This is a genomic window from Sphingomonas sp. SORGH_AS_0870 (assembly GCF_031453175.1).
In the GTDB taxonomy this organism is placed as follows: domain Bacteria; phylum Pseudomonadota; class Alphaproteobacteria; order Sphingomonadales; family Sphingomonadaceae; genus Sphingomonas.
Genome location: NZ_JAVIYW010000002.1, coordinates 667,103 through 689,280 on the forward strand (window position 1 = coordinate 667,103; position 22,178 = coordinate 689,280).

The 22,178-nt window shown below is 65.6% G+C and carries 25 protein-coding genes and 1 tRNA gene; 19 read left to right on the plus strand and 7 right to left on the minus strand.

Annotation, left to right across the window (positions count from 1 at the left end; all coding sequences use genetic code 11):
* Positions 1-41 precede the first annotated feature (41 nt).
* Complete coding sequence (locus QE363_RS03595) at positions 42-2,099, minus strand: glycoside hydrolase family 31 protein (protein ID WP_309691949.1); 2,058 nt, start codon at positions 2,097-2,099, stop codon at positions 42-44.
* Positions 2,100-2,171: 72 nt separating this feature from the next.
* On the opposite strand from QE363_RS03595, the gene QE363_RS03600 reads away from it, so the two are divergent.
* Together QE363_RS03600 and QE363_RS03605 are read left to right on the plus strand one after the other, a co-directional pair.
* Positions 2,172-3,239 carry a substrate-binding domain-containing protein gene (locus QE363_RS03600; protein WP_309691952.1) on the plus strand — a complete coding sequence of 356 codons (1,068 nt, stop codon included), beginning with the start codon at positions 2,172-2,174 and terminating at the stop codon, positions 3,237-3,239.
* A 211-nt stretch (positions 3,240-3,450) separates the two neighbouring features.
* Positions 3,451-5,346, plus strand: coding sequence for a beta-L-arabinofuranosidase domain-containing protein (locus tag QE363_RS03605; RefSeq protein ID WP_309691955.1), 1,896 nt, complete (start codon positions 3,451-3,453; stop codon positions 5,344-5,346).
* Between the two features lie 285 nt (positions 5,347-5,631).
* Here QE363_RS03605 and QE363_RS03610 read toward each other — a convergent pair.
* From QE363_RS03610 to QE363_RS03635, 6 genes are all read right to left on the minus strand, one after another.
* Positions 5,632-5,707: transfer RNA gene (locus tag QE363_RS03610), tRNA-Val, on the minus strand.
* A gap of 530 nt (positions 5,708-6,237) precedes the next feature.
* Positions 6,238-6,513 carry a hypothetical protein gene (locus QE363_RS03615; protein WP_309691958.1) on the minus strand — a complete coding sequence of 92 codons (276 nt, stop codon included), beginning with the start codon at positions 6,511-6,513 and terminating at the stop codon, positions 6,238-6,240.
* 266 nt (positions 6,514-6,779) lie between these two features.
* A complete protein-coding gene (locus QE363_RS03620; RefSeq protein WP_309691960.1) occupies positions 6,780-7,064 on the minus strand; it encodes a hypothetical protein in 285 nt (94 codons plus the stop codon).
* Positions 7,064-7,291 (minus strand): hypothetical protein, encoded by a 228-nt coding sequence (locus tag QE363_RS03625; protein WP_309691962.1) that lies wholly within the window; start codon positions 7,289-7,291, stop codon positions 7,064-7,066. The genes QE363_RS03620 and QE363_RS03625 overlap by 1 nt, the downstream gene beginning before the upstream one ends.
* A gap of 85 nt (positions 7,292-7,376) precedes the next feature.
* A complete protein-coding gene (locus QE363_RS03630; protein ID WP_405053161.1) occupies positions 7,377-8,414 on the minus strand; it encodes a phage portal protein in 1,038 nt (345 codons plus the stop codon).
* Positions 8,414-10,219, minus strand: a complete 1,806-nt coding sequence (locus QE363_RS03635) for a terminase large subunit domain-containing protein (RefSeq protein WP_309698082.1) — start codon at positions 10,217-10,219, stop codon at positions 8,414-8,416. The genes QE363_RS03630 and QE363_RS03635 overlap by 1 nt, the downstream gene beginning before the upstream one ends.
* Before the next feature lie 171 nt (positions 10,220-10,390).
* Here QE363_RS03635 and QE363_RS03640 point away from each other — a divergent pair, with 171 nt between their 5' ends.
* From QE363_RS03640 to QE363_RS03720, 17 genes are all read left to right on the plus strand, one after another.
* Entirely contained in the window at positions 10,391-11,212 is an 822-nt protein-coding gene (locus QE363_RS03640) for a GPO family capsid scaffolding protein (protein WP_309691964.1), read from the plus strand.
* Between the two features lie 46 nt (positions 11,213-11,258).
* Complete coding sequence (locus QE363_RS03645; protein ID WP_309691967.1) at positions 11,259-12,335, plus strand: phage major capsid protein, P2 family; 1,077 nt, start codon at positions 11,259-11,261, stop codon at positions 12,333-12,335.
* A gap of 90 nt (positions 12,336-12,425) precedes the next feature.
* On the plus strand, positions 12,426-13,211 hold the full coding sequence (gpM, locus tag QE363_RS03650) for a phage terminase small subunit (protein ID WP_309691970.1): 786 nt from the start codon (positions 12,426-12,428) through the stop codon (positions 13,209-13,211).
* Between the two features lie 124 nt (positions 13,212-13,335).
* The gene (locus QE363_RS03655) at positions 13,336-13,581 is read left to right on the plus strand and encodes a hypothetical protein (protein WP_309691973.1); all 246 of its coding nucleotides are present in this window, start codon (positions 13,336-13,338) and stop codon (positions 13,579-13,581) included.
* On the plus strand, positions 13,578-14,093 hold the full coding sequence (locus tag QE363_RS03660) for a head completion/stabilization protein (protein ID WP_309691977.1): 516 nt from the start codon (positions 13,578-13,580) through the stop codon (positions 14,091-14,093). Before QE363_RS03655 ends, QE363_RS03660 begins: the two co-directional genes overlap by 4 nt.
* Positions 14,093-14,308, plus strand: coding sequence for a tail protein X (locus tag QE363_RS03665; RefSeq protein ID WP_309691979.1), 216 nt, complete (start codon positions 14,093-14,095; stop codon positions 14,306-14,308). The genes QE363_RS03660 and QE363_RS03665 overlap by 1 nt, the downstream gene beginning before the upstream one ends.
* A 2-nt stretch (positions 14,309-14,310) precedes the next feature.
* Entirely contained in the window at positions 14,311-14,652 is a 342-nt protein-coding gene (locus QE363_RS03670) for a hypothetical protein (RefSeq protein ID WP_309691983.1), read from the plus strand.
* Positions 14,649-15,167 carry a glycoside hydrolase family protein gene (locus QE363_RS03675; protein WP_309691985.1) on the plus strand — a complete coding sequence of 173 codons (519 nt, stop codon included), beginning with the start codon at positions 14,649-14,651 and terminating at the stop codon, positions 15,165-15,167. Before QE363_RS03670 ends, QE363_RS03675 begins: the two co-directional genes overlap by 4 nt.
* Positions 15,164-15,637 carry a hypothetical protein gene (locus QE363_RS03680; RefSeq protein ID WP_309691989.1) on the plus strand — a complete coding sequence of 158 codons (474 nt, stop codon included), beginning with the start codon at positions 15,164-15,166 and terminating at the stop codon, positions 15,635-15,637. Before QE363_RS03675 ends, QE363_RS03680 begins: the two co-directional genes overlap by 4 nt.
* Positions 15,609-15,875: a hypothetical protein gene (locus tag QE363_RS03685; RefSeq protein ID WP_309691996.1), complete on the plus strand. Its 267-nt coding sequence runs from the start codon at positions 15,609-15,611 to the stop codon at positions 15,873-15,875. Before QE363_RS03680 ends, QE363_RS03685 begins: the two co-directional genes overlap by 29 nt.
* 2 nt (positions 15,876-15,877) lie before the next feature.
* Positions 15,878-16,261: a hypothetical protein gene (locus QE363_RS03690; RefSeq protein ID WP_309691999.1), complete on the plus strand. Its 384-nt coding sequence runs from the start codon at positions 15,878-15,880 to the stop codon at positions 16,259-16,261.
* Complete coding sequence (locus tag QE363_RS03695; RefSeq protein WP_309692001.1) at positions 16,258-17,508, plus strand: SGNH/GDSL hydrolase family protein; 1,251 nt, start codon at positions 16,258-16,260, stop codon at positions 17,506-17,508. Before QE363_RS03690 ends, QE363_RS03695 begins: the two co-directional genes overlap by 4 nt.
* The gene (locus tag QE363_RS03700; protein WP_309692004.1) at positions 17,508-18,023 is read left to right on the plus strand and encodes a phage tail protein; all 516 of its coding nucleotides are present in this window, start codon (positions 17,508-17,510) and stop codon (positions 18,021-18,023) included. The genes QE363_RS03695 and QE363_RS03700 overlap by 1 nt, the downstream gene beginning before the upstream one ends.
* Positions 18,020-18,685, plus strand: coding sequence for a phage virion morphogenesis protein (locus tag QE363_RS03705; RefSeq protein ID WP_309692005.1), 666 nt, complete (start codon positions 18,020-18,022; stop codon positions 18,683-18,685). The genes QE363_RS03700 and QE363_RS03705 overlap by 4 nt, the downstream gene beginning before the upstream one ends.
* Positions 18,686-18,761: 76 nt before the next feature.
* Positions 18,762-19,664, plus strand: coding sequence for a baseplate J/gp47 family protein (locus tag QE363_RS03710; protein ID WP_309692007.1), 903 nt, complete (start codon positions 18,762-18,764; stop codon positions 19,662-19,664).
* Positions 19,661-20,206 (plus strand): phage tail protein I, encoded by a 546-nt coding sequence (locus QE363_RS03715; protein ID WP_309692009.1) that lies wholly within the window; start codon positions 19,661-19,663, stop codon positions 20,204-20,206. The genes QE363_RS03710 and QE363_RS03715 overlap by 4 nt, the downstream gene beginning before the upstream one ends.
* A gap of 12 nt (positions 20,207-20,218) precedes the next feature.
* Entirely contained in the window at positions 20,219-22,177 is a 1,959-nt protein-coding gene (locus tag QE363_RS03720; RefSeq protein ID WP_309692011.1) for a hypothetical protein, read from the plus strand.
* Position 22,178 lies beyond the last annotated feature (1 nt).

The following is a 22,178-nucleotide window of genomic DNA, read 5'->3' on the forward strand; positions in this document are numbered from 1 at the left end:
CTCCCCCGCCTATCGCCTGACGATTCCGATTCCGCTTTCCCTTATTCCCAACCGTCCCGATCGAAGGCCGCGGCGACCGCCGCGCCGTCGCGCACGAAGACCGGAATATGGTCGAGCGGCGCCGCGACCGACAGGTCGCCGCCGCCTTCGATCAGGTCGCCGTTCCACGCGTCGCGCCACACCCCGGCGGGAAGATAGACGCAGCGCATCGTCTCCCCCGCCGCCGTCACCGGCGCGACGAGCAGGTCGGGGCCGAACATATATTGATCGTCCACCGCCCAGCAGCGCGGATCGTCCGGATGGTCGTAGAACATCGGCCGCATCAGCGGATCGCCGCGTTCGTGCGCATCGCGCATCAGCCCGGCGACATAGGGGCGCAGCCGCTCGCGAAGCGCGGCATAGCGGCGCAGGACCGCGAAGACCGGCTCGCCGAAACTCCAGAGTTCGTTGCCCGCACCCGTATCGCATTGCGCCACGCCGTCGCGGAACGGCTCGGGCGGCGGGATGATGGGGTCGCGATGGCCGTGCATCCGCAGCACGGGGGTGAATACCGCCCATTGGAACCAGCGGACCATCAGTTCGTGAAAGGCCGGGTCGCCGACATCGCCGCCGTGGAAGCCGCCGATATCGGTCGTCCACCAGGGGATTCCCGCCATTCCCATGTTCAGCCCGGCGCTCAGCTGGTTGCGCATCGCCTCGAACGAGGAATGGATGTCGCCCGACCAGACCAGCGCGCCGTAACGCTGGCTGCCCGCCCAGGCGCAGCGGATCAGGCTGACGATCTCGGTCTCTCCCTCCGCCGCCAGCCCGTCGTGAAACGCCTGGGCATAATGGAGCGGATAGGCGTTGCCGACCGCCAGCACGCTGCCCGCATGATAGCGATAGGTGTCGAAATCATAGGCGCTATATTCGGGTTCGGCCTCGTCCAGCCAGAACAGCGCCACCCCCTGGTCGCGATAGTTGCGCTTCGCCCTTTCCCACAGAAAGGCGCGCGCGCCCGGATGGGTGGTGTCGATGAAGCGGGTATTGCCCAGAAATTCCTGTTGCACGTCCAGCCCGCGATTGGCGCGGACCAGATAGCCCTTTTCGGCCATCTCGGCGTAATTTTCCGACCTGGGGTCGACGGTCGGCCAGATCGAGACGAGCAGTTCGGTGCCCATCGCCTTCAACTCGGCGGTCATCGCCGCCGGGTCGGGCCATTCGCGCGGATCGAACCGCCAGTCGCCCTGGACCGGCCAGTGGAAGAAGTCGGCGACGATCACCGCCAGCGGAATGCCGCGCCGGTGATAGTCGCGCGCGACCGCCAGCAGTTCCTCCTGGGTGCGATAGCGCAGCTTGCTCTGCCACAGGCCCAGCGCGAAGTCGGGCATCATCGGCACGGTGCCGGTGACGCGGGCATAGTTGCGCACGATCTCGGCGGGGGTGTCGGCGGCGGTGATCCAATAGTCGATCTCGCGCGCGGCGCGTGCGGTCCAGACGGTGCCGTTGGCGGCGAAATGCACCTCGCCCACCGCCGGGTTGTTCCACAGAAAGCCATAGCCTTCGCTCGACACGACGAAGGGGACGCTGGCCTGCGAATTGCGCTGCGCCAGTTCCAGCGAGCAGCCCGCCAGATCGAGATTGGGCTGCTGATACTGGCCCATGCCGTAGAGCCGTTCGCCGCGCTTGGCCTCGAACCGCACGGTGATCGCGGCGACCTCGCCGGGCAGCGGCTTGAACTCGCGCCCCGACAGGCCGAGCGCGCTGATCGTGCGCACCTCGTCGGTGCCGACCGTCCAGAATGTGTTGATCGTATCGCGCTGCCGCCATTTCTCCTCGAGCAGAAGCTGCCCCCGCGCGTTCAGAAAGCGGACCCGGCCCTGAAGGTCGACCTCGGCGGTGATCCGCCCATGGGTGATGCGGGCGATGGCCCCGTCGCGGGTAACGTGCGGCGTGCCGTCATGGGTGACGGTGTCGAGCAGCGCATGGGTCTTGGCATCGGTCGCCGGAAAGGTCGAGGCGCGCAACCGAAGCCCGTCGGGACCATGCGCCTCGATCCGCAGCCAGTCGCCATTGTAGCGCCATGCGATCGCGCGCGATTCCAGACACAGCGTGTCCAACCCTATCACCCTCCCGATCTTTGTCCGTCCGTAAACGTTTACGAATAGTGATCGGAACAATCGGGACTGTCAATGACCCTTGTGCGGATCGCGTCGTCCCGCAATCACGGGCGGATGGACATACGCCAGCTCGCCAAGCATTTGGGGCTTTCGATCGGCACGGTTTCGCGCGCGCTGAACGATCGCAAGGATGTCAGCCCCGCCACGCGCGAGCGGGTGATCGCGGCAGCGCGGACCCATGGCTATATCCCCAACCAGTCGGGGCGGACGCTGCGCAGCGGGCGGACGGGCACGATCGGCTTCATGCTGACGCTGGAGAATGACAGCGCGATCCATGGCGACCCGTTCTTCATGGCGCTCCTGGAGGGATTGCAGAGCGGGCTGGGCGAGCATGACCTGGACCTCGTCGTCCTGCTGGCGCGCAAGGGCGAGGACGGGTTGACCTTTTTGCGGCGGCACGTGTCGCGCGGGACGGTCGATGGCTGGGTGTTGTCGGGGACGCAGCAGGACGATGCGCGGATCGCGTTCCTGCTCGAGCGGGGGATTCCCTTCATCGCGCTGGGGCGGACCGCGACGGCGCAGGACTATGCCTGGATCGACCTGGATTTCGAGGGGGTGGTGGCCGAGGCGATGGGCTTGTTCACCCAGGCCGGACACCGGCGCATCGGGCTGGTCGCGCCGCCCGTGTCGATCAACAACAGCCAGATCGTCCTCGCCTGCTACCGCGCCGCGCTGGAGCGGGCGGGGCTGCCCTTCGACCCGGTGCTGGTCCATCATGGCGAGACGGACGAGAGCGATGGCGAGGAAACCGCGCGCGCGCTGATGGCGCTGGCCGATCCGCCGACCGCCTTGCTGCTGATGGGCGAGACCGCGCCGGTCGGGGCCTATCGCGCGCTGCGCAGCATCGGGCTGGAGCCCGGGCGCGATGTCGCGGTGATCGGCTTGCGCGACAGTCCGGCGTGCCGGGCGCTGTCGCCCGATCTGACCTGCTTCACGCTGACGCTGGGCGATCTGGGGCTGGCGCTCGCCAAAGGCGTGGTCGCCCGGCTGCCGGGCCGGTCGGCGGAGGACGAGCCGCTCGTCCAGCAGCTCTGGCGCATGAGCCTGCGTGCCGGGCGGAGCCATGTGACGGCCTCCTGATCGCCTCTATCTGTCCGACAAGAAACACCGGCGCCGTGGTGGAATGCGCGCCTTTTTGCCGCCGATCCCTTCTGCGCGCGAAAGCGGTTGCGAATCCCGACCGAAGCCCGCTACCCCATGGGCAAAGATAAATAGTCGGAGAAGATCGGTGCCCTCATGCTGCCACGCCCCGTCGCGTCGCGACGTCCTTGCCACCGCCAGCGTGGGGGCGATGGCCACCGCCTGGGGCGCGGCGATGCCCGCCAGCGCCTGGGCGCAGAACGGGGCGGGGCTGGGGGCGCGGCCGATCGCCACCGCATCCGCCGCCATGGTCCAGCCCTTCGACATGGCCGATGTCACGCTGGCGGAGGGGCCGTTCCTCCATGCGCAGAAGATGACCGAGGCGTATCTGATGCGGTTGCAGCCCGATCGGATGCTCGCCAATTTCCGCAAGAATGCCGGACTGAAGCCCAAGGCCGCGGTCTATGGCGGCTGGGAGTCGGAGGCCCAGTGGGACGACATCAACTGCCATGGCCATACGCTGGGCCATTATCTGTCGGCCTGTGCGCTCGCCTATCGCGCGACCGGCGACCGGAAATACCGCCAGCGCATCGACTATATCGCGAACGAACTGGCCGAGTGCCAGAAGGCGGCGGGCACCGGGCTGGTCTGCGCCTTTCCCAAGGGGGCCGCGCTGGTCGCGGCGCATCTGCGCGGCGAACCGATCACCGGCGTGCCGTGGTACACGCTGCACAAGGTCTATGCGGGCCTGCGCGACGCCGCCTTGCTGGCGGACAGCGAACCGGCGCGGGCGGTGCTGATCCGGCTGGCCGATTGGGGCGTCGTTGCCACCAGGCCGCTATCGGATGCGCAGTTCGAGACGATGCTGGAAACCGAATATGGCGGCATGAACGAAATCTATGCCGACCTGTATGTCATGACCGGCAACGCCGATTACCGCCGCGTCGCCGAGCGTTTCTCGCAAAAGGCGATCATGAACCCGCTGGCGCAGGGGCGCGATTATCTCGACGGGCTGCACGCCAATACGCAGGTGCCCAAGATCATCGGCTTCCAGCGCGTGTTCGAGGCGACCGGCGAGCCGAAATATCAGAATGCGGCGGCGTTCTTCTGGCGGACCGTGGCGCATACCCGCTCCTTCGCGACCGGCGGGCATGGCGATGGCGAGCATTTCTTCGCCATGGCCGATTTCGACAAGCATGTCTTTTCGGCCAAGGGGTCGGAAACCTGTTGCCAGCACAATATGCTGAAGCTGACCCGCGCGCTGTTCCTGCACGATCCGCGCGCCGAATATGCCGATTATTACGAGCGTACGCTCTACAACGGCATCCTCGCCTCGCAGGACCCGGATACGGGCATGGCGACCTATTTCCAGGGCGCGCGGCCGGGCTACATGAAGCTCTATCACACCCCCGAAGACAGCTTCTGGTGCTGCACCGGCACGGGGATGGAAAATCATGTGAAGTATCGCGACTCGATCTACTTCCATGACGACCGTGCGCTTTACGTGAACCTGTTCATCCCCTCGAGCGTGACCTGGGCCGACAAGGGCGCGGTGCTGACCCAGGTGACGACCTTCCCGGAGACGGCGACCACCCGGTTCCAGTGGAAGCTGCGCCAGCCGACCGAACTGACGCTGAAGCTGCGCCACCCGAAATGGAGCCGGACCGCGACCCTGCTGGTCAACGGCGCCGAGGTGGAGCGATCGGACAAGCCCGGCCGCTATGCCGAGCTGACCCGGACGTGGAAGACCGGCGATACGGTCGAATGGCGGATGGTGATGGAGCCCGGCGTCGAAAGCGCCCCCGCCGCGCCGGAGATCGTCGCCTTCACCTATGGCCCGCTGGTGCTGGCCGGCGCGCTGGGCCGCGAGGGGCTGGCGCCGGGTGCGGACATCATCGTCAGCGAGCGCAAATATGGCGATTACAACAATACGCCGTTCCAGGCCCCGACGCTGGCGGGCGAGCCGGGGGAACTGACGCAGAAGATTCGGGCCTCGGGCAAGCCGCTCGAATTCACCATCCCGGCCGCGGACGGCCAGCCGGTGCGACTGGTCCCGTACCACCGCATCGCGCATGAGCGTTACGCGACCTACTGGAAGTTGGCCTGATCACGATTCGACCACCCCGGCGAAGGCCGGGGTCCGGTCGCTATCAGATTACAAGATCCCAGAAGATTTGTTCGCGCGGAGGCGCGGAGGACGCAGAGAGGCTGTCCGATCGGCTGCGGCACGTCTTCATCTCTATGGGGTGGAGAGAGGCATAAGCTGCCACGGGCGAAACACCTCCGCGTTCTCCGCGCCTCCGCGCGAACACAATCTCTTCTGATCCACTGCCCCGCACGGCATCTGGCCCCCGGCTTTCGCCGAGTCGGGCCTATCCGATGATGTCTGGAATGGTGGGCGATGACGGGCTCGAACCGCCGACATTCTCGGTGTAAACGAGACGCTCTACCAACTGAGCTAATCGCCCCCTCTCGGGAAACCCGCCTAATACTGCCATTTTCAGGGCTGGCAAGGGGCCGTTTCGCGGAACCGAAGGGAACCGAGCGGAACCAGGCGGAACCAGAAGTCCCGAACTATTCCCGAACAGATTTGGCGTGCAGCGGCTTGGGGCGGGGATGTCCTGCGCAAGCGATCCAGCGCGACGGTCCATGGCTTGGCTATGAGCGTCATATGCGCTGATGGGGGAGGGGCCTTCCCAAACGTTTAGGAGGCCTCGGGAAAACCCCAACATCCCCAACATGTGTGCAAAATCAATGACTTACACCCCAACATTTACCCCAACATAACTATAACCTGATTGGGGTCTTTAAGAGCAATTTCGTACTCTAAAAAAACCACCTAAATTCAATGACATTGGGGTTTTCGGTAAAAAAGATTGGCGAATATTGGGGTCGGACCCCAACCTCATTTTTCGCAGTTTTCTGCGGGTTTCAGCGCCAAATTCTTAGCAGATTGGGGATATTGGGGTTTTCCCGCATATGCCCCCTTCTGTTGGGGCTAGGTGCGCAAATCTGACCATGCACCTGACCGGCGCAACTGGCGGATGATGCCATTAAATGCGGCGGTGCATCCTTGGGCTCTGCCGATCTCATTCTCTTGGCCAGCCGACTCCCAAAATGTCGTCAGCGGCCAGCGCTCGGGACAATGGGGGAGGAGCGATCGGAGCGCGAGCCGTACCGCTGTTGTGTCGCATCGCTGTTCGCCGCTCGCGATCATGGCCTCGCGAAGAACCTGCACGGCGAGGTCGATAATCGCGCGCTTCTGCCGATCCATTACGCCTTGCCTTCGTGTCGCATTGTCGGGGCAATTGGTGCACCTAAGTGCACCCAGCCGCACCCAGGCTTGATCGCTACGCCGCCCAGGACCTGGGCCGGTTCCCGGCGGTTCGCTCACTGCACCTTTTCGGACACAGAAAGAGCGCGGGCGAGGCGGGGAGGAAAGCGCGCAATTCGGGGGTACGACAGATTATTGCGCAAAATGTAATAAAATTACATTGCATAATATTATTGCGCGAAAAGCAATAAAATTGCGCGATGATGTTATACGATTTTGGTGATGGTTCCGGGGGGCAGGACCTCGTCGGGGTGCGGCTCATCCCTACCCCAGCGCCCCTCCAGCTCCCCCGCCTGCACGATCACTCGACTAGGTCGCAGGATCACCGCTTCATTGAAGGGGGTCCCCATGACACGTGTGAGAATGTCTTCGACCATCTTGTTGAGCACCAGGTCGTCATGAATGCCTAGCCGCTGCTTATCGGTCCGCTTGTAGAGCCCCAGACCGATGCGCAGCGCCAAGCGCAGGTGATCGCGCGACACCCGCTCCATCAGTAGGACATCCAGTCCAGCTCGGCATCGTCGAGCGCGGCGAAGGCGTCGCCATCGGCGCCCATGGCGCGCAGCCGGTCGCGGACCTGGTCGGGTGTACCATTGCGGGGAAAGCCGCGATCGGCGCGAGCAGCGGCGGCAATCGGATCGATCCAGTCGCCACGATCCTTCTGCGCCATCAGCCAAGCGCCGAAGGGCTCCTTGGCCTGTCCATATTCAGCAAGCATCGTCACCTCCATCGAGTCGATGGGGCGATTATACCATGTTCCTAGTTTGTTCCAACGATATGGGGCGGCATCGGCCGCCCCTGGCCTAGGCCGCCTTGGTCACCATCGCCGCGATGGTCGCCTGCATCACGGCCTCGTCGAAGGCGACGGCCTGGGCACCGACCTGCGCATTCACATCGAGCCAGCGCATCATGAGCGGGTACATTTCCAACGCCCAGAACATGCGCGTCGCCTCGGCGGGGCTCCCCAATGCCGAGCCTTGCGCGGGCACGATGCCGAGGAGCTGGGGCGGCACGCGGTTCGCGGCGAGGATATCGTCGCGGGTCGCGTTCTTGATGCCGAGAAATTCGTCTTTCGCTCCCACCTCGGCAATCGGCAGGATCTTGATCCCGCCATCCTTTCCGCCGGGCTGGTGCACGAACATGTTGCGAAAGTTGCCCGGCCCTTTGGCCTGGCGCAGTGCCTCCCGGATTTTGTCGACATCACCCTCGGCGAACTCGCCGGTCGCGTGCAGGATGAACCCGGCGTGCGAGCCGTTGATGTAGTATTTTCGGCGGAACAGGGTCGCCGCCTCGTTGAGCAGCGTCGATTGCAGCGCCGAGATATACTCAGGCACCCCGTAAATCTCCTGGTTCACGTCCGGCTGCATGATCTGGATCACGCTGCCCGGCCGGAATTCGGTCTCCGTCGCGCTGCCGGGCACGAAGAAATAGCGGCCATCCTCCACCCCGCGCCTGGTCGCCTTCGCCAGAGAATGCTTCAGATGGTGCAGCCCGCCCAGGCGGTTCGACACCTGTTCCAGAAAGCCGAAGCCGAAGACCAGATAATCCTGCACCACCTTTTCGAAGTCCGACCGCGTCAGATACTGGGTCGGCTTGAAGGCCCCGACCAGCAAATTGCGCTTCAACAGGATCGCAGAGCTGTGATGCGGCGAGGCGCGGAACGACCGCGCCAGCCCTTCGACGCTGATCGGCGGTTCATACCACCGCCCATTGTGCCAGCACTGGAGCAGGTCGAGGATTTCGCGCCGATCATTGACCGGCTCGGGATCGCCGAAGCTGAACGCCTCCGCTGCGGCCGGTGCCGCCCGGCTGCTGGCGCCGAACAGGGGCATTTCTTGCATCACAGGATCTCCATGGTGGATTTCGGCGCTTCGCGGCCGTCGAGCGGTTCATTTATGAGCGTGTGCATGGTCGCCCAGGCGATATCGGCGTGACCGTCATCACCGCCGCGCCCGGCCTTGAACGTCGTGTTCCGGCCGCTGTCGGTGATCGTCTTCTTGATCGAGATGAACGACGAAACCACGTCGAGATGACCCAGGTCGAACGCAAGGCGCCCCCGGCGCACGACGTTCTGCGCCTTCATCACCATGGTCGCCTTCACTTCGAGCGAATATTCGATTTTGGTCACGCCGCGGATCGGTGAACCCGGCTTGGCGAGGAGCTGATAGACGCCTGCGCCAACGCCCGTCGCGTCGATCCCCAGATAGGTGCAGTTGTAGCGTGACAGGATCGCCTTGATGAAATCGGCCTGCTGCTCGAAATCCAGGCCCCGGAGCTGGTGGCGCTCCAGGATGCGGAACGTGCCGCCCTGTTCGGTGGGCGGCGCGACGATGACCAGCGCGGCATTGTCGCCCTCTTCGCTGTTCTGCGGATCATAGCCCGCCCAGACCGGACGCTCGCCATAGGGACGCCTGCTCTCGGGCTCGAAATCGGTCCACTCGACCTCGCTGTCGCAACCCAGCGCGACCAGGTCGTTGAACTTGAACGCCGACAGGCTATCGTCGACGAACTGGCACCCGAACAGGTTGGCGAATTCGTCATCCGGATGATCGTCGTGCAACTCATCCAGATCGACCAGGTCAAAGCCGCTCTCGATCGCGTCATGGACCGTGACGATCTGACGCCAGATCCCGTCCTCACAGACACGGCCCTCCTTCAGCGACTCATGGCTGGTGTCGATCTCGACCCGGTCCGCCTTCTTCTTGCGCTTGTTGCGGCGCTCGCCGGTCCAATAGGGGTAGGCGAGGTGCGCGACGGTCGACGGCGTCGAGAAATAGGTCTTCCGCCATTTCGTGTGCGTCGCCATCGCCGACGCCACCTTATTCAGGTCCTCAAACCCGTGGACCCAGAAGAACTCGTCGAAATAGAAGTTGCCGCTGCGCCCCTGGGCGGTGCGGAAATTCGTGCCCAGGAAGTGCAGCTCGGCCGCTGCCTCGCCCTCGGGGCGCAGATCCGACGTGATGAGCATCGGATCGCCGCCCAGGGTGACGCCGACCAGCTTGGCGAAACCGACGATGTAGTTGCGGAACTGGTGGGCCTGCGCCTTGGACGCCGATAGGAAGATTTGGTTTCGGCCGCTCTTGATCGCGTCCATCAACGCTTCGAACGCGAAATAATAGGTCGCACCGATCTGGCGCGACTTCAGGATCATGCGCGTGCGGCGGTTGAGGTTCGCCCACCAGGTTTCCTGATAGCCGAACATTTGGCCGAGGAAATGGTCTTCCAGTTGCTGCGCCTGTTCGGCGGTGAAGTGGTTCTTCTTCGCCTTGGGCTTGCGCTCGCCCGAATTGCGGTTGGCGACCTTGTCGTTCAGGTCCCCGGAATGACCGCCCGGCGCTTCATAGCGGCGGACCCGTGCCAGACTTTCGACCTGGCGGCGTAGAGCGTCCAGCTCGACATAGTCCGACTCGGTCTTCTTCTCCTTGCAGATCAGCACCATCAGGCGCGTCTCAAGGCAGTCCTCCAGCTTGCGGATCGAGGTCGCTTCGTCCCACCGATCGCGCCGCCCCCACGACTTCACCGTGTCACGGCTAAGCTGCAATTCGTCGGCGATCTGGCCATAGCTCCACCCGCGCCAGTACAGGCTGCGCGCGGCATTGCGCCGGTCTTCGGGCGCAAGCGTCAGGGGATTGGCGAGGATCGACATGGTGCGGCGGACCTTGCCCGCGCCGCGCCGAACCGGGAGGCACATCCGGGTGTCGGGGCGCTCCCCACACTCGGCCGCGCTTGAGAAGATAGCCGCCTTCGGTGCCTTTCAGGGCCTCGCATAGATCGGGCGGTCGCCGCCCATCCCGAGACCGAACCGCCGAGGACCGCCATGGGCAAGAAGAGCAATTTTTTCCGCGCATTCGTGGCGGGCCAGACGATCAGCGATGGCCGCGTCGTGACGCCGGAGATGATCGATCAGATCGTCGAGACCTTCAATCTCGACACGTACACGCCACGCATCAATGTCGAGCATATCGCGGGCTATAGCCCCGAGCCGCCCTTCAATGGCTATGGTGACGTGATCGCGGTCAAGAAGCAGCTCGACGAATTCACCATCGCGGGCAACTCCGAGAAGCGCGCCGCCCTGTACCTCCAAGTTGACGGCAACGACCAGCTTTTCGCCCTGTCGAAGCGCGACCAGAAGCCGTTCCCCTCGGTCGAGCTGACCCCGAACTATGCGGGCACCGACAAGGTGGGCCTGATCGGCCTGGCGTTCACCGACACCCCCGCCTCGATCGGCACCCAGCGCCTGAGCTTCAGCCGCGTCAACGGCACGATGCTGAGCACCGCGACCGACCGCGCCGAGATCGCCTTTACCGAGGAAGCGGACGGCAAGGACCAGGTCGACAACATCGTCAACCGCCTGTTCTCGAAGCTGACCGGCCATTTCAAGCAGAGCGAGCCAGAGAAGCCGAAGGACGAAGCGGCCAAGCCCGCGAACGACAATTTCGACCCTGGCAAATTCACCGCCGACATCCAGACGGCGGTGGCGGGCTCGATCAGCGCCGCGCTGGCGCCGATCGCCGAGGCACAGGCCAAGCATCAGCAGGAATTCGCGGACCTGAAGGCCAAGCTGGAGGGCGAGCCGCAGACCAGATTTTCGCGTCAGCCCGTCTCGGGTGGCGGCGCGGACATCGTGACCGACTGCTGATCGCCCCCTCCCGAACCCACCCCCCGACCGTCAGGATTTCGCTCCCATGCTCAATGGCACCCGCACCAAGTACGACCAGTACACCCAGCAGATCGGCAAGCTGAACGGCGTCACCGACCCCAGCCGTACGTTCACCGTCGCGCCCGCCGTGGCGCAGACGCTGCGCGCCAAGCTCCAGGCGTCCAGCGACTTCCTGAGCCGCATCAACATCATCCCGGTGGTGGCGCAGGAAGGCGACAAGGTCGGCGTCGGCGTCAAGGGTACGATCGCCAGCCGCACGGACACGCGGACCAAGGATCGCGCGCCGCGCTATCCGGGCGATCTGACCGAGAGCACCTATCGCTGCGAGAAGACCGATTTCGACACGCTGATCCGCTATGAGACGCTGGACGCCTGGGCGCATCAGCCCAATTTCCAGCCGCTCATTCGGGATGCGATCGTCAACGCCAAGGCGATGGATATCATCACCATCGGCTTCAATGGTGTCTCGGTCGCGCTGACCACCGATCCCGTCGCCAATCCGCTCCTTCAGGACGTGAACAAGGGCTGGCTCCAGCACATCCGTGAGGACAGCCCCGAGCGCCATATGGCCGGCGCGGCGCTGAAGAAGGAAGTCCGCGACGCGACCACCGGCCGCGTGACCACCCCCGGCGCGATCTATGTCGGCCCCGGCACGGTCGGCACCGAGGTCGACTATGTCAATCTCGACGCGCTGGTGTTCGACGGTATCGAGCTGCTGCACGAAAACTACCGGGAAGACACGGACCTGGTCGTGATCGTCGGGCGCGAGCTGGTCCACGACAAGTATTTCAAGATCGTCAATGCCGCCGGTGACCGCGCGACCGAGCAGCTCGCTCGCGACGTGCTGCTCTCCGACAAGAAGATCGGTGGTCTTCAGGCGGTCCGCGTGCCGAAATTCCCGAAGAATGCGTTGCTCATCACCACGCTCGCTAACCTGTCGGTTTACGAACAGATCGGCACCGAGCGGCGCAAGATCGAGGACAACGCCAAGCGCGACCAGATCGAGAATTACGAGAGCGTCAACCATGCCTATGTCGTCGAAGACTCGGGCAAGGCGGCGCTGATCGAAGCCATCGTCATGGGCAAGAAGCCGGCCGCGTAAGCGGCTGCACTTGCCCCGCACCCCGTACCCGCCCCCGTACAGGACACGCCAATGAGCTATGCTCAACAGATGCAGGAACGCGTTCTTGCCATGAAATCGGCGTCGGCTCCTGCCTCCGGGGGCGGGCACACCCGCCCCGCCGCGACCGCCCCCTCGGTCGCGGCGGGACATTCGGCCCCCGCATCCAGCCGTGAAGGCAGCACCGCCGAGAGTCGCCTTGCCGCGCAGATGAAGATGCGCCTCACCCACGACCTGCGACGGCTGAAGGAAATCAAGTCGACCGAGCTGAAGGTCGCCGCCAAGCGCGACATGCTGCCCGAATATGCCGCATTCTGTGACGGTCAGCTCGAAGCGGGCCGCTGCACCGTTGGCGATGCGCTGGGTTCGACCGGCGCCGATGACGTGCTCCCCACCATCATGGTCTGGTCGATCGATACCGGCGACTGGTCCCGCGCGCTCGATATCGCGGGCCATGTCCTGCGTTTCGGCCTGGCCATGCCCGAGCGCTACAAGCGCGATGCCGCGACGCTGGTGGTCGAGGAGATCGCCGAGGCCGCGATCCGTGCCCAGGCGTCGGGCCAGACCTTCCCGCTCGACGTGCTGGAAAAGGTCGAGCTGCTGACCATCGGCACCGACATGCACGACGAGGTCCAGGCCAAGCTGCAAAAGGCGCTCGGCGTCGAACTGGCCCGCGCGGCCGGGGAGATCGACACCGGCCCTACCGATTACATCGCTGGTGCGACCCGTGCGCTGGGCGTGCTGCGCCGCGCGCAGGAACTGAATCCGCGCGCGGGCACCAAGACCCGCATCACCAAACTCGAAAAAGCCATCAAGGCGGCAACCGCCTTTCAGGAATCGGCCGGTCCCACCGGCTGACAAGCTGCCCCCCGGCGCTCGGGGGCGGATCACGCGATGCGGGAGGGTCCTTCGGGACTGTGGGCCGCGATCGACCTGGTCCCCACCCCCGTAGGCCGAGGGGCGCCCGGCACGAAGGACATCCATGCTGACGCTCGCTTTCCTTTTCGCCATGGCGCTCGAAATAGCCGGTGGCATGGCCTTCTCCATCGGCCTGATGTCGTTCTACATCATCGCCACCGAAGATATCGCCTTCGTCCGCGCCCACGCGCCCGATCTGGATGATCTGGGGAAGGCCGAGATCCTGGGGCTGGCGGCGCTCACCGCGACCATCGGCCTCGTAGTCTTTATCCTCGGCTTGTCGATCGCGCAGTGGATCATTCTGGCATGACCACCCTTGTCATCCCGGCGCTGGGCAATGTGAACGGCTGCACCTCGATCGTCCCCGACCCCGCCGCACCGGACGCCACCATCATCACCAATGACGGCTTTTTCCCCGACATCGATCTTGCGCATTTCCGCCGTGCCACCCGCCTGCGCGAAAGTGTCACCGTCGATCGCCAGCGGGACGCGGTGCTGGCGGCGATCATTACCGTGGGCAATGATCTGACCGCCTGGGCCGCTGCCCGGCGGGCGGCGGGCGCGGCCGATTTGGCGAGCGTCGGCGATGTGCCCAACCCGAAGCTGGGCGGCGAAGCCCGCTTGGAGATCCTATACCGCCGCGCCGTCTATGCCTTTGCCAAGGCGGACCTGGTCGAGCGCTACCGCGACGTGGACACGACCGCGCCCGGTCAGCGCCGCGCCGAGGATCTCGACCCGACGATCGGCGAGCTGCGCCGCGACGGCGCGTGGGCGGTGCGCGACATGCTGGGCGTCACCCGCACCTGTGTCGAGCTGATCTGATGGCGACGATGCTCCACGCGCATCAGGGCGACACGCTCGACGCGCTGCTCTGGCGCGAAATGAACCTCGGTCCCGCCGACTGGCCCGCCGTGCTCGATGCCAATCCGGGCCTTTCGATGAACGTGGTGCTGCCGATCGGAACGCCGGTGACGGTGCCGACCGCCCAGACCACCCCCGCCACGCCGACGCTCGCCCTTGTGAACTTGTGGGATTGACGATGAAAAATATTCTCCATGACATCGCGGAAGGCTTTTTTTCTTTTCTGAGCGGTCTGGTCCCCGGTGCGTTCGGCGCGGGTGTCAGCCTAGCCTATGAAGAGGGGCTGACCTGGTCCCGCCGCATCACCCAGATGATGGTCGGAATCACCGTCAGCTATTTTGCGCGCAACCTCGCCGCCTCGCTGACTGGCTGGGACGGCTATGTCCTTCAGGCGGTCGGGTTCGTGGTCGGCATGACTGCGTTCAAGGCAACGCCCGCGCTGATCGCCGGCATCGTCGAGCGCGCCCCCATGCTCCTCAACCTTATCGACGTCATCACCGGGCGAAAGGGCGCCAAGTGAGCTACGACCGCATCCGCTTGGCGCATGAGATCGCGCGTGACGAAGGCGACAAGCTGACCGTCTATCGCTGTACCGAGGGCTATCGGACGATCGGTAAGGGGCGCAACCTCGATACGGTTGGAATTTCCGCGCGGGAAACGGCCGTGCTGGGGATCACCGTCGCGAGCTGCATCGCGCGCGGGATCAGTCAGGCACAGTCGGACGCGCTGTTCGTCAGCGACATCGAACGGACCGAAGACGACCTCGATCGATACTTGCCCTGGTGGCGCAAACTCGATCCCGTCCGCCAGCGCGTGATGCTCAACATGTGTTTCAATCTGGGGATCGGTTTTCCGCCGACGCGGACCCGCAAGGGCAGGGGGCTGCGCGCCTTCGTCAACACCTTGCCGAAAATCGAGCGTGGCGATTGGCGCGGTGCGGTCGCCGGGATGCGCGCCTCGCTCTGGCACGACCAGGTCGGCGCCCGCGCCGTCCGGCTGGAAGCGATGATGCTCACTGGAAAGGACCCGTCATGATCTGGCTTCGCAAGCTCTGGGGCGGACTGCGCACCGAGCTGCCCTTTGTCATCCTGGTCGCGGTCGCCGCTGTCGGCGCCTGGCTCTACGTGCAAGCCCGCCATGCCGAGCGGGACCGCGACGTGGCCGTGCAGCGCGGCGATCTGGTGTGCGCGAACGTCGGCGTCAAATGGACCGCCAAGCATCCGCGCGGCCCTGGCGCCGCCTGTGCCGATCGTGCCAGCCAGCTCCGCACCGACCGCGAGGCGATCGATCGCCAGACCGCCGCCCTGCTGACCGAGGCGATGAAGGCGCAAAACGCCCGGTCGCTCGCCGACACCCAGGCCGCACAGGCCGCCATGGCCCGCGTACGGGCTGCTGACACCCGAATGGAGAAGGCCAATGCGGATGCGAATGCGCACGATCATGTGGGCGCTGACTGGATCGCTGCTTTTAACGACCTTGCCGGGCTGCATCGCCCGGCGCGCTGACCTGACGCCACCGGCACCCGTCGCCGTCGCCGTCGAGCCGCCCCGGCCCCCCGCCGATCTGCTCACCTGCGCCGATCGCCCCGCCGCCCTGGTCGAGGATTCCGCGATGATCGCGACGATCCCCGGCGCCTGGCGGGCCGGGTTCATCGGTCTGGCCCGCGCCGCTGGCGTCAACGCCGACCGGCTCGACCGTCTCACCAACTGGATCGTGCCGGGCACCTGCCCGGCCAAGGAGTAACCATGGCCCTGTCCACCATCGAAGAGCGGCGCGCGATCTATGACCGCACCGTCGCGCAGGCGACCACCGCCGCCCCACTGAAACCCGCCGCGTCGGCGCCGATCGCGGGCGTCAGTGCGGGCGTGGAGGTCGCGGGACCGTTCATCCCCGATCTAGGGCGCCCGATCACCGTCGCACTTTCCGCCGCCAAATGGCCGGGGGGCAACGCGCAAATCCTGCGCTCGACCGATGGCGGGGTGACGCGCCTCCCGTTGACGCCGGGCGGCGTGCCCATCGGCAACTATGCGACGCCTGGTGTCGATCAGCCATGGGTCGAGACCGAGGCGGGCGCTACCTTCTATCTGACCCTGCCGGGCGCTGGCATCACCTATCGGGTGGCGCAATGACCCGGCGCCTCGCCTCCGCGCTCTTCGCGCTCTTCCTGGCCCTCTTCGCGCTCCAGCCGATCGCGGCGCAGGTCGATCCCGCCGCCCGCGCTATGGCGGCACAGGCGATCCAGAGGGCGAGCCCATGGCGCGTCGCGCCCTATCTCGGCGTCGTCGTCGACAAGGCGCGGCTCGATACCGCCGTGTCAGGCAGCAACACGCGCGCCATGGCGGTCACCGAGTATCGCACGACCAGCGCAATCTCTCGCCCTCGGGTCATCCACTACAACCGCTATATCTCGCCCGCGCTCAACGAGACTGATGGCGGCGCGCCCGCGACCTATACCAGCTGGGTCGAGTATCCGATCGGCGTCAAGCTCTATGGCCCGGTCAGCGCGGTCGCCGCGCCTGGTCAGAAGGTCGTGCTCGACATGGGCGCGATCACGATCCCGAACAACGCGCGCGTGCGCGTCTGGACGCTGATCGACGGACCGCTGATCCACTATGTCGGACAGGGCGGCGGGAGCCAGCTCGGCAGCACGATCCAGTTCGGCGCATCCGCCCCCGCCACCCCGACGTTGGGCGCCATGGTGCCGCAGCCGAGCGGGACCAACGGCTATTTCCCGATCGTGGTCGACACGACCACCGCGCCGACCGTCTTCGTCGCCGATGACAGTCATGCCTATGGGATCGGCGATACGTCCGACCTGACCGGCTATCTCGGTTATCTCGAACGCTATTACGCGGGCTCGATCGGCTTCATCAACGGCGCGCAGGCGGGTGACTCTCTCGCCAAATATCTGACGCCGGGCAACCGCACGATGCGGCTCGATGCGATGCAATATGCATCCGACATCGGCATCAACCTGGCGGGCAATGACATCTCCAATGGTGTCACCGCGGCGACGATCATCGCCAACCTGACCACGGCGGCCGGAGAGGTCCCGCCGGGCAAGCGCAAGTTCACCACGACCGAATTCGTCAAGACGACGCCGACCGACAGTGCTGTCAAATGCACCACCGTCGCCAACCAGACCGCGACCGTGAACGAGGCCAACCGGCTCGGCGTCAACCGGTTCAAGCGGTCGGGCGTCCTGTTCGACTATTGGCTCGATTTCGAACCATGGGATGCGACGATGAACGGGACGTCGATGGTCTGGGCGCTGAGCGCGACCGGTGCGCCGCTGACCGATGACTGCATCCACCCCAACCGCACCGGCTATCTCGAAAGCGTGCGCAACATGCGCCAGATTATTCCGTTTCCCTGATGAACAAGCCCGCCTCCTTGAGCCGCCTGTTGATCCAGGCCGTCCCCCAGTTCGCCGAAAATCCGGAGAACCTTGCCCTCTATGTCGACGAGGGCAGGGTGGCGGCGACCAGTGGTGCCAGCCTCTCCTTCGAATATCGCTACAAGCTCAACCTGGTCGCACAGGATTTTGCGGGCGACCGCGCCGCACTGTTCGTGCCGCTGCTGGCATGGATCGCCCAGGCGCAGCCCGATCTGCTCGACCGCCCGACGGCCGAACCCTTCACCTTCGAATGCGAGCTGCTGGACGCGGACACGGCCGATATCTCGATCACGCTGGACCTGACCGAACGGGTCGCGGTGCGTCCGCGCGAAGGCGGCGGCTATGAGGTCAACTATCTGGACGATCCGACCCCGGCCGATCTTGATCGCTTCGACGGCGTTTGCGGCGTCAATCTGTGGCAGCTCTTCCTGCGCGACGAACTGATCGCCCAGAGCGACAGGCCAGCCCCCGGCGCATCACCAGGCACGTCATGAGTGATGACCTGGCATCCATCGAGACGCTGGCCAGCGCGCTCCTCCGTAAGGTCGGCGCGCCCGAACGACGCCGCATCCTGCGCGAAATCGCGGGCGATATCCGCGCCAGCCAGTCGGCGCGTATCGGTCGCCAGCAACAGCCCGATGGGACCGCGTTCGAAAAGCGCCGCCCCCGCAAGCCGGACACGCCCGGCACCCATGCGGTGAAATTCCTCTACCCCAAGGGCGCGGCGAACCCACGCCTGGTCTTCATGAAAAGCTGGGTACGACAGGGACCTTTGCTGACCGGGTTCGACGCCGAGGCGGGCGGCATCCGCAGCTTCTTCTGGGACAAGGTCGACCAGTGGCTCCCCGTCGATCCCGCCGACCAGAATAAGCGCGCCGGCAAATTCCGGCGGCAGGGCAGCGTGCGCGCCAAGCCGATGTTCGCCCGCTTGCGCAGCGGCCGGAACCTGAAAAGCGGCGCGACGGCGGACGAGGCGTGGATCGGCTTTCCCAAGCCCGCCGCCAGCCGGGTCGCCAGCATCCACCAATATGGCGAGATGGACCGCCCGTCGAAGCGCGGCAAGCCGGTGCGCTATGCCCGCCGCGTGCTGCTCGGCCTGACCAGCGAGGAGCGGTCCGCCATGATCGACACCATCCTGCGCCACGTCGCCGCCTGATGGGGTTCGGGTGTCGGGACGTTCCCGACACCCGGCACCAATGGCGCGAGGGCATGGGCCTCCGCGACATGGCCGCATGGCCACCGAATACGCTACCTTCACCGCCGTCGATCTGTCGCGCCTGCCGGCGCCTGCGGTGGTCAAGGCGCTGTCCTATGAGCAGATCCTCGCCGAGATGATCGCGCGGCTGAAGACGCTGCTGCCCAGCTTCGACGCGACCGTCGAAAGCGACCCCGCCGTAAAGATCCTTCAGGTCGCCGCCTACCGCGAATTCCTGCTCCGCGCCGATGCCAATGATGCGGCGCGCGCCGTCATGCCCGCCTATGCGACCGGCTCCGACCTCGACCAGCTCGCCGCGCTGATGGGTGTCGCGCGCAAGCTGCTGACGCCTGCCGATGCGGCCACCGATACGCCCGCTGTCTATGAAAGCGATGACGATTTCCGACGCCGCCTGATCCTGGCGCCCGAGGGCTATTCGGTCGCCGGACCCGAGGGTGCCTATATTTTTCACACGCTTTCGGCCGCGCCTGATGTGCTCGACGCCAGCGCGACCAGCCCCTCGCCCGGTGAAGTCGTCATCACCGTCCTGTCGCGGACCGGCAATGGTGCGGCGAGTGCGGCGCTGCTGGCGGCGGTCGATGCCTATGTCTCTGCCGAAACGCGCAGGCCGATGACCGATCATGTCACTGTCCGTTCGGCTTCGATCAGCGAATATCGCGTCGAGGCCATGATCCGAACCTTTTCGGGGCCGGATAGCGCGATCGTCATGGCGGAGGCACAAAAGCGCCTGGCGGCCTATGTCGCCGACAATCACCGCCTCGGCCGCGACATCGTCCGCTCGGGCATCTTCGCCGCCCTGCATGTCGAAGGCGTGCAGAATGTCGTGCTGACCGCGCCAGCGGCGGACGTGGTGCTGGACCGGACCATGGCGCCCTATTGCACCGGAACGGCCATCACCTTCGGCGGGGTGGGCGAATGACGCTGCTTCCGCCCAATGCCTCGCCGCTCGAACGCGCCCTCGACCATGCCGTCGCGCGGATCAGCGATGTGCCGACACCCTTTCGCGATCTCTGGAACCCCGCCACCTGTCCCGTCGAGCTGCTCCCCTATCTCGCCTATGCGTTGTCCATCGATAGCTGGTCGAGCGACTGGCCCGAGGCGGTGAAGCGGCGCCGCATCACCCAGGCCATCGCGATCCAGCGCCGAAAAGGGACCGCCAGTTCGGTGCGCGATGTGGTCACCGCCTTCGGTGGTGTCATCGCCATTCGCGAATGGTGGCAGATGCAGCCGCCCGGCGATCCCCACACGTTCAGCCTGGTCCTCAATATCACCGATCAGGCGGGCGCGCCGGTCGATGCAGCCTTTGTCGAGGCGATCATCGCCGAGGTTTACCGCACCAAGCCGGTCCGTTCGCATTTCACCTTCAGCCAGGCGCTGAACGCTACTGCCGGGCTTGCGCCCGTCGCGGCGGTACGCCCGACCCTTTTCACCCGCCTTGCCATGACCGCGCCTGCGGCCTGACCCGGAGAGATCATGTCGATCGTCTTGACCATTACCGACGCCGGGCGGGCCGCCCTGGTCAATGCCGCGCGTGACGGCACCAATGCGGTCCGCATCGCCGGGGCCGGTCTATCGCCAACGGCGGTGGCCCCATCGCCGTCCGCTACGACCCTGCCCGGCGAAGTGAAGCGCATCGCCACCATTTCGGGCGGCGCCAGTGCGGCCGATGTGATTCACCTGATCGTCCGCGACGAAACCAGCGACAGCTACACGGTGCGCAGCTTCGGGCTGTACCTCGGCGACGGGACGCTCTTTGCGATCTATGGCCAGGCGTCGCCGATCATCGAAAAGTCGAGCGCGGCGCTGCTCCTGCTGGCGATCGATGCGACGCTGGTCGATATCTCCGCGACCCAGATCACGTTCGGGAACGCCAATTTCCTCAATCCGATGGCGACCACCGACACGCCGGGCGTCGTGGAACTCGCGACGCTGGACGAGGCGAGGGCCGGCGTCCCCAATCGCGTGCTGACCCCCGCGCTGGCGCTCGCCGCGTTGCTTGGCCTCGACGGCAGCGGCTCGGGCCTCGACGCGGATTTTCTCGACGGGCTGGACAGCTCGGCCTTCATGCGGGCGAGCGAAGGGGCGAAATTCGCCCTCCTGACCGGCGGGGCCTTTACGGGGCCGGTGCAGGCTGTGACGCCCGGTAATGGCGACAGCGGCGGATTTCGGCTGCTGGCCAACGATCTCAGCGGCTTTGCGAAACTCCAGGTGCTTAACCGTTCCGGCGATGCGCAATGGGGCGTGTGGACCTATTCGGCCGATGGCGTCGCGAGCTGGTCGGGGCCGCTGCGGCGCGGCACGGCGATGCTGTGGGATGCGGCGAATGACGGCTCGGGTTCGGGCCTCGACGCCGATCTGCTCGACGGACTGGACAGCACCGCCTTCATGCGGGCGAGCGAGGGGGCCAAATTCGCTCTCCTGACCGGCGGGGCCTTCACGGGTCCGGTGCAGGGCGTGACGCCCGGTAATGGCGACTCGGGCGGATTTCGGCTGCTGGCCAACGACCTGAGCGGCTTCGCGAAACTGCAGGTGCTCAATCGGGCTGGCGATGTGCAATGGGGCGCATGGACCTATTCGGCCGATGGCGTCGCGAGCTGGTCGGGTCCGCTTCGGCGCGGCACGGCGATGCTGTGGGATGCGGCGAATGACGGCTCGGGTTCGGGCCTCGACGCCGATCTGCTCGACGGTCTGGACAGCACCGCCTTCATGCGGGCGAGCGAGGGGGCCAAATTCGCTCTCCTGACCGGCGGGGCCTTCACGGGTCCGGTGCAGGGCGTGACGCCCGGTAATGGCGACTCGGGCGGATTTCGGCTGCTGGCCAACGACCTGAGCGGTTTTGCCAAACTGCAGGTGCTCAATCGGGCTGGCGATGTGCAATGGGGCGCATGGACCTATTCGGCCGATGGCGTCGCGAGCTGGTCGGGGCCGCTTCGGCGCGGCACGGCGATGCTGTGGGATGCGGCGAATGACGGCTCGGGTTCGGGCCTCGACGCCGATCTGCTCGACGGTCTGGACAGCTCGGCCTTCATGCGGGCGAGCGAGGGGGCCAAATTCGCTCTCCTGACCGGCGGGGCCTTCACGGGGCCGGTGCAGGGCGTGACGCCCGGCAATGGCGACTCGGGTGGATTTCGGCTGCTGGCCAATGACCTCAGCGGCTTTGCGAAATTCCAGGTGCTCAACCGTCCGGGCGATGCGCAATGGGGCGCATGGACCTATTCGGCGGACGGCTATGCGGCCTGGTCCGGTACGCTGGGGCGTTTGGGCAGCGGTCGATATGTCCATTTCGCGGACGATCTGCCTGGCGACACCATCACGCGCGGCACCGCGCCCCCCTCGGGCGGTAAGGACGGCGACACTCATTATCAGGTCGACACCGACGCCGGGACGATGCGCCTGTGGCACAATTACCGAGGCACCTGGGTACATAGCTGAA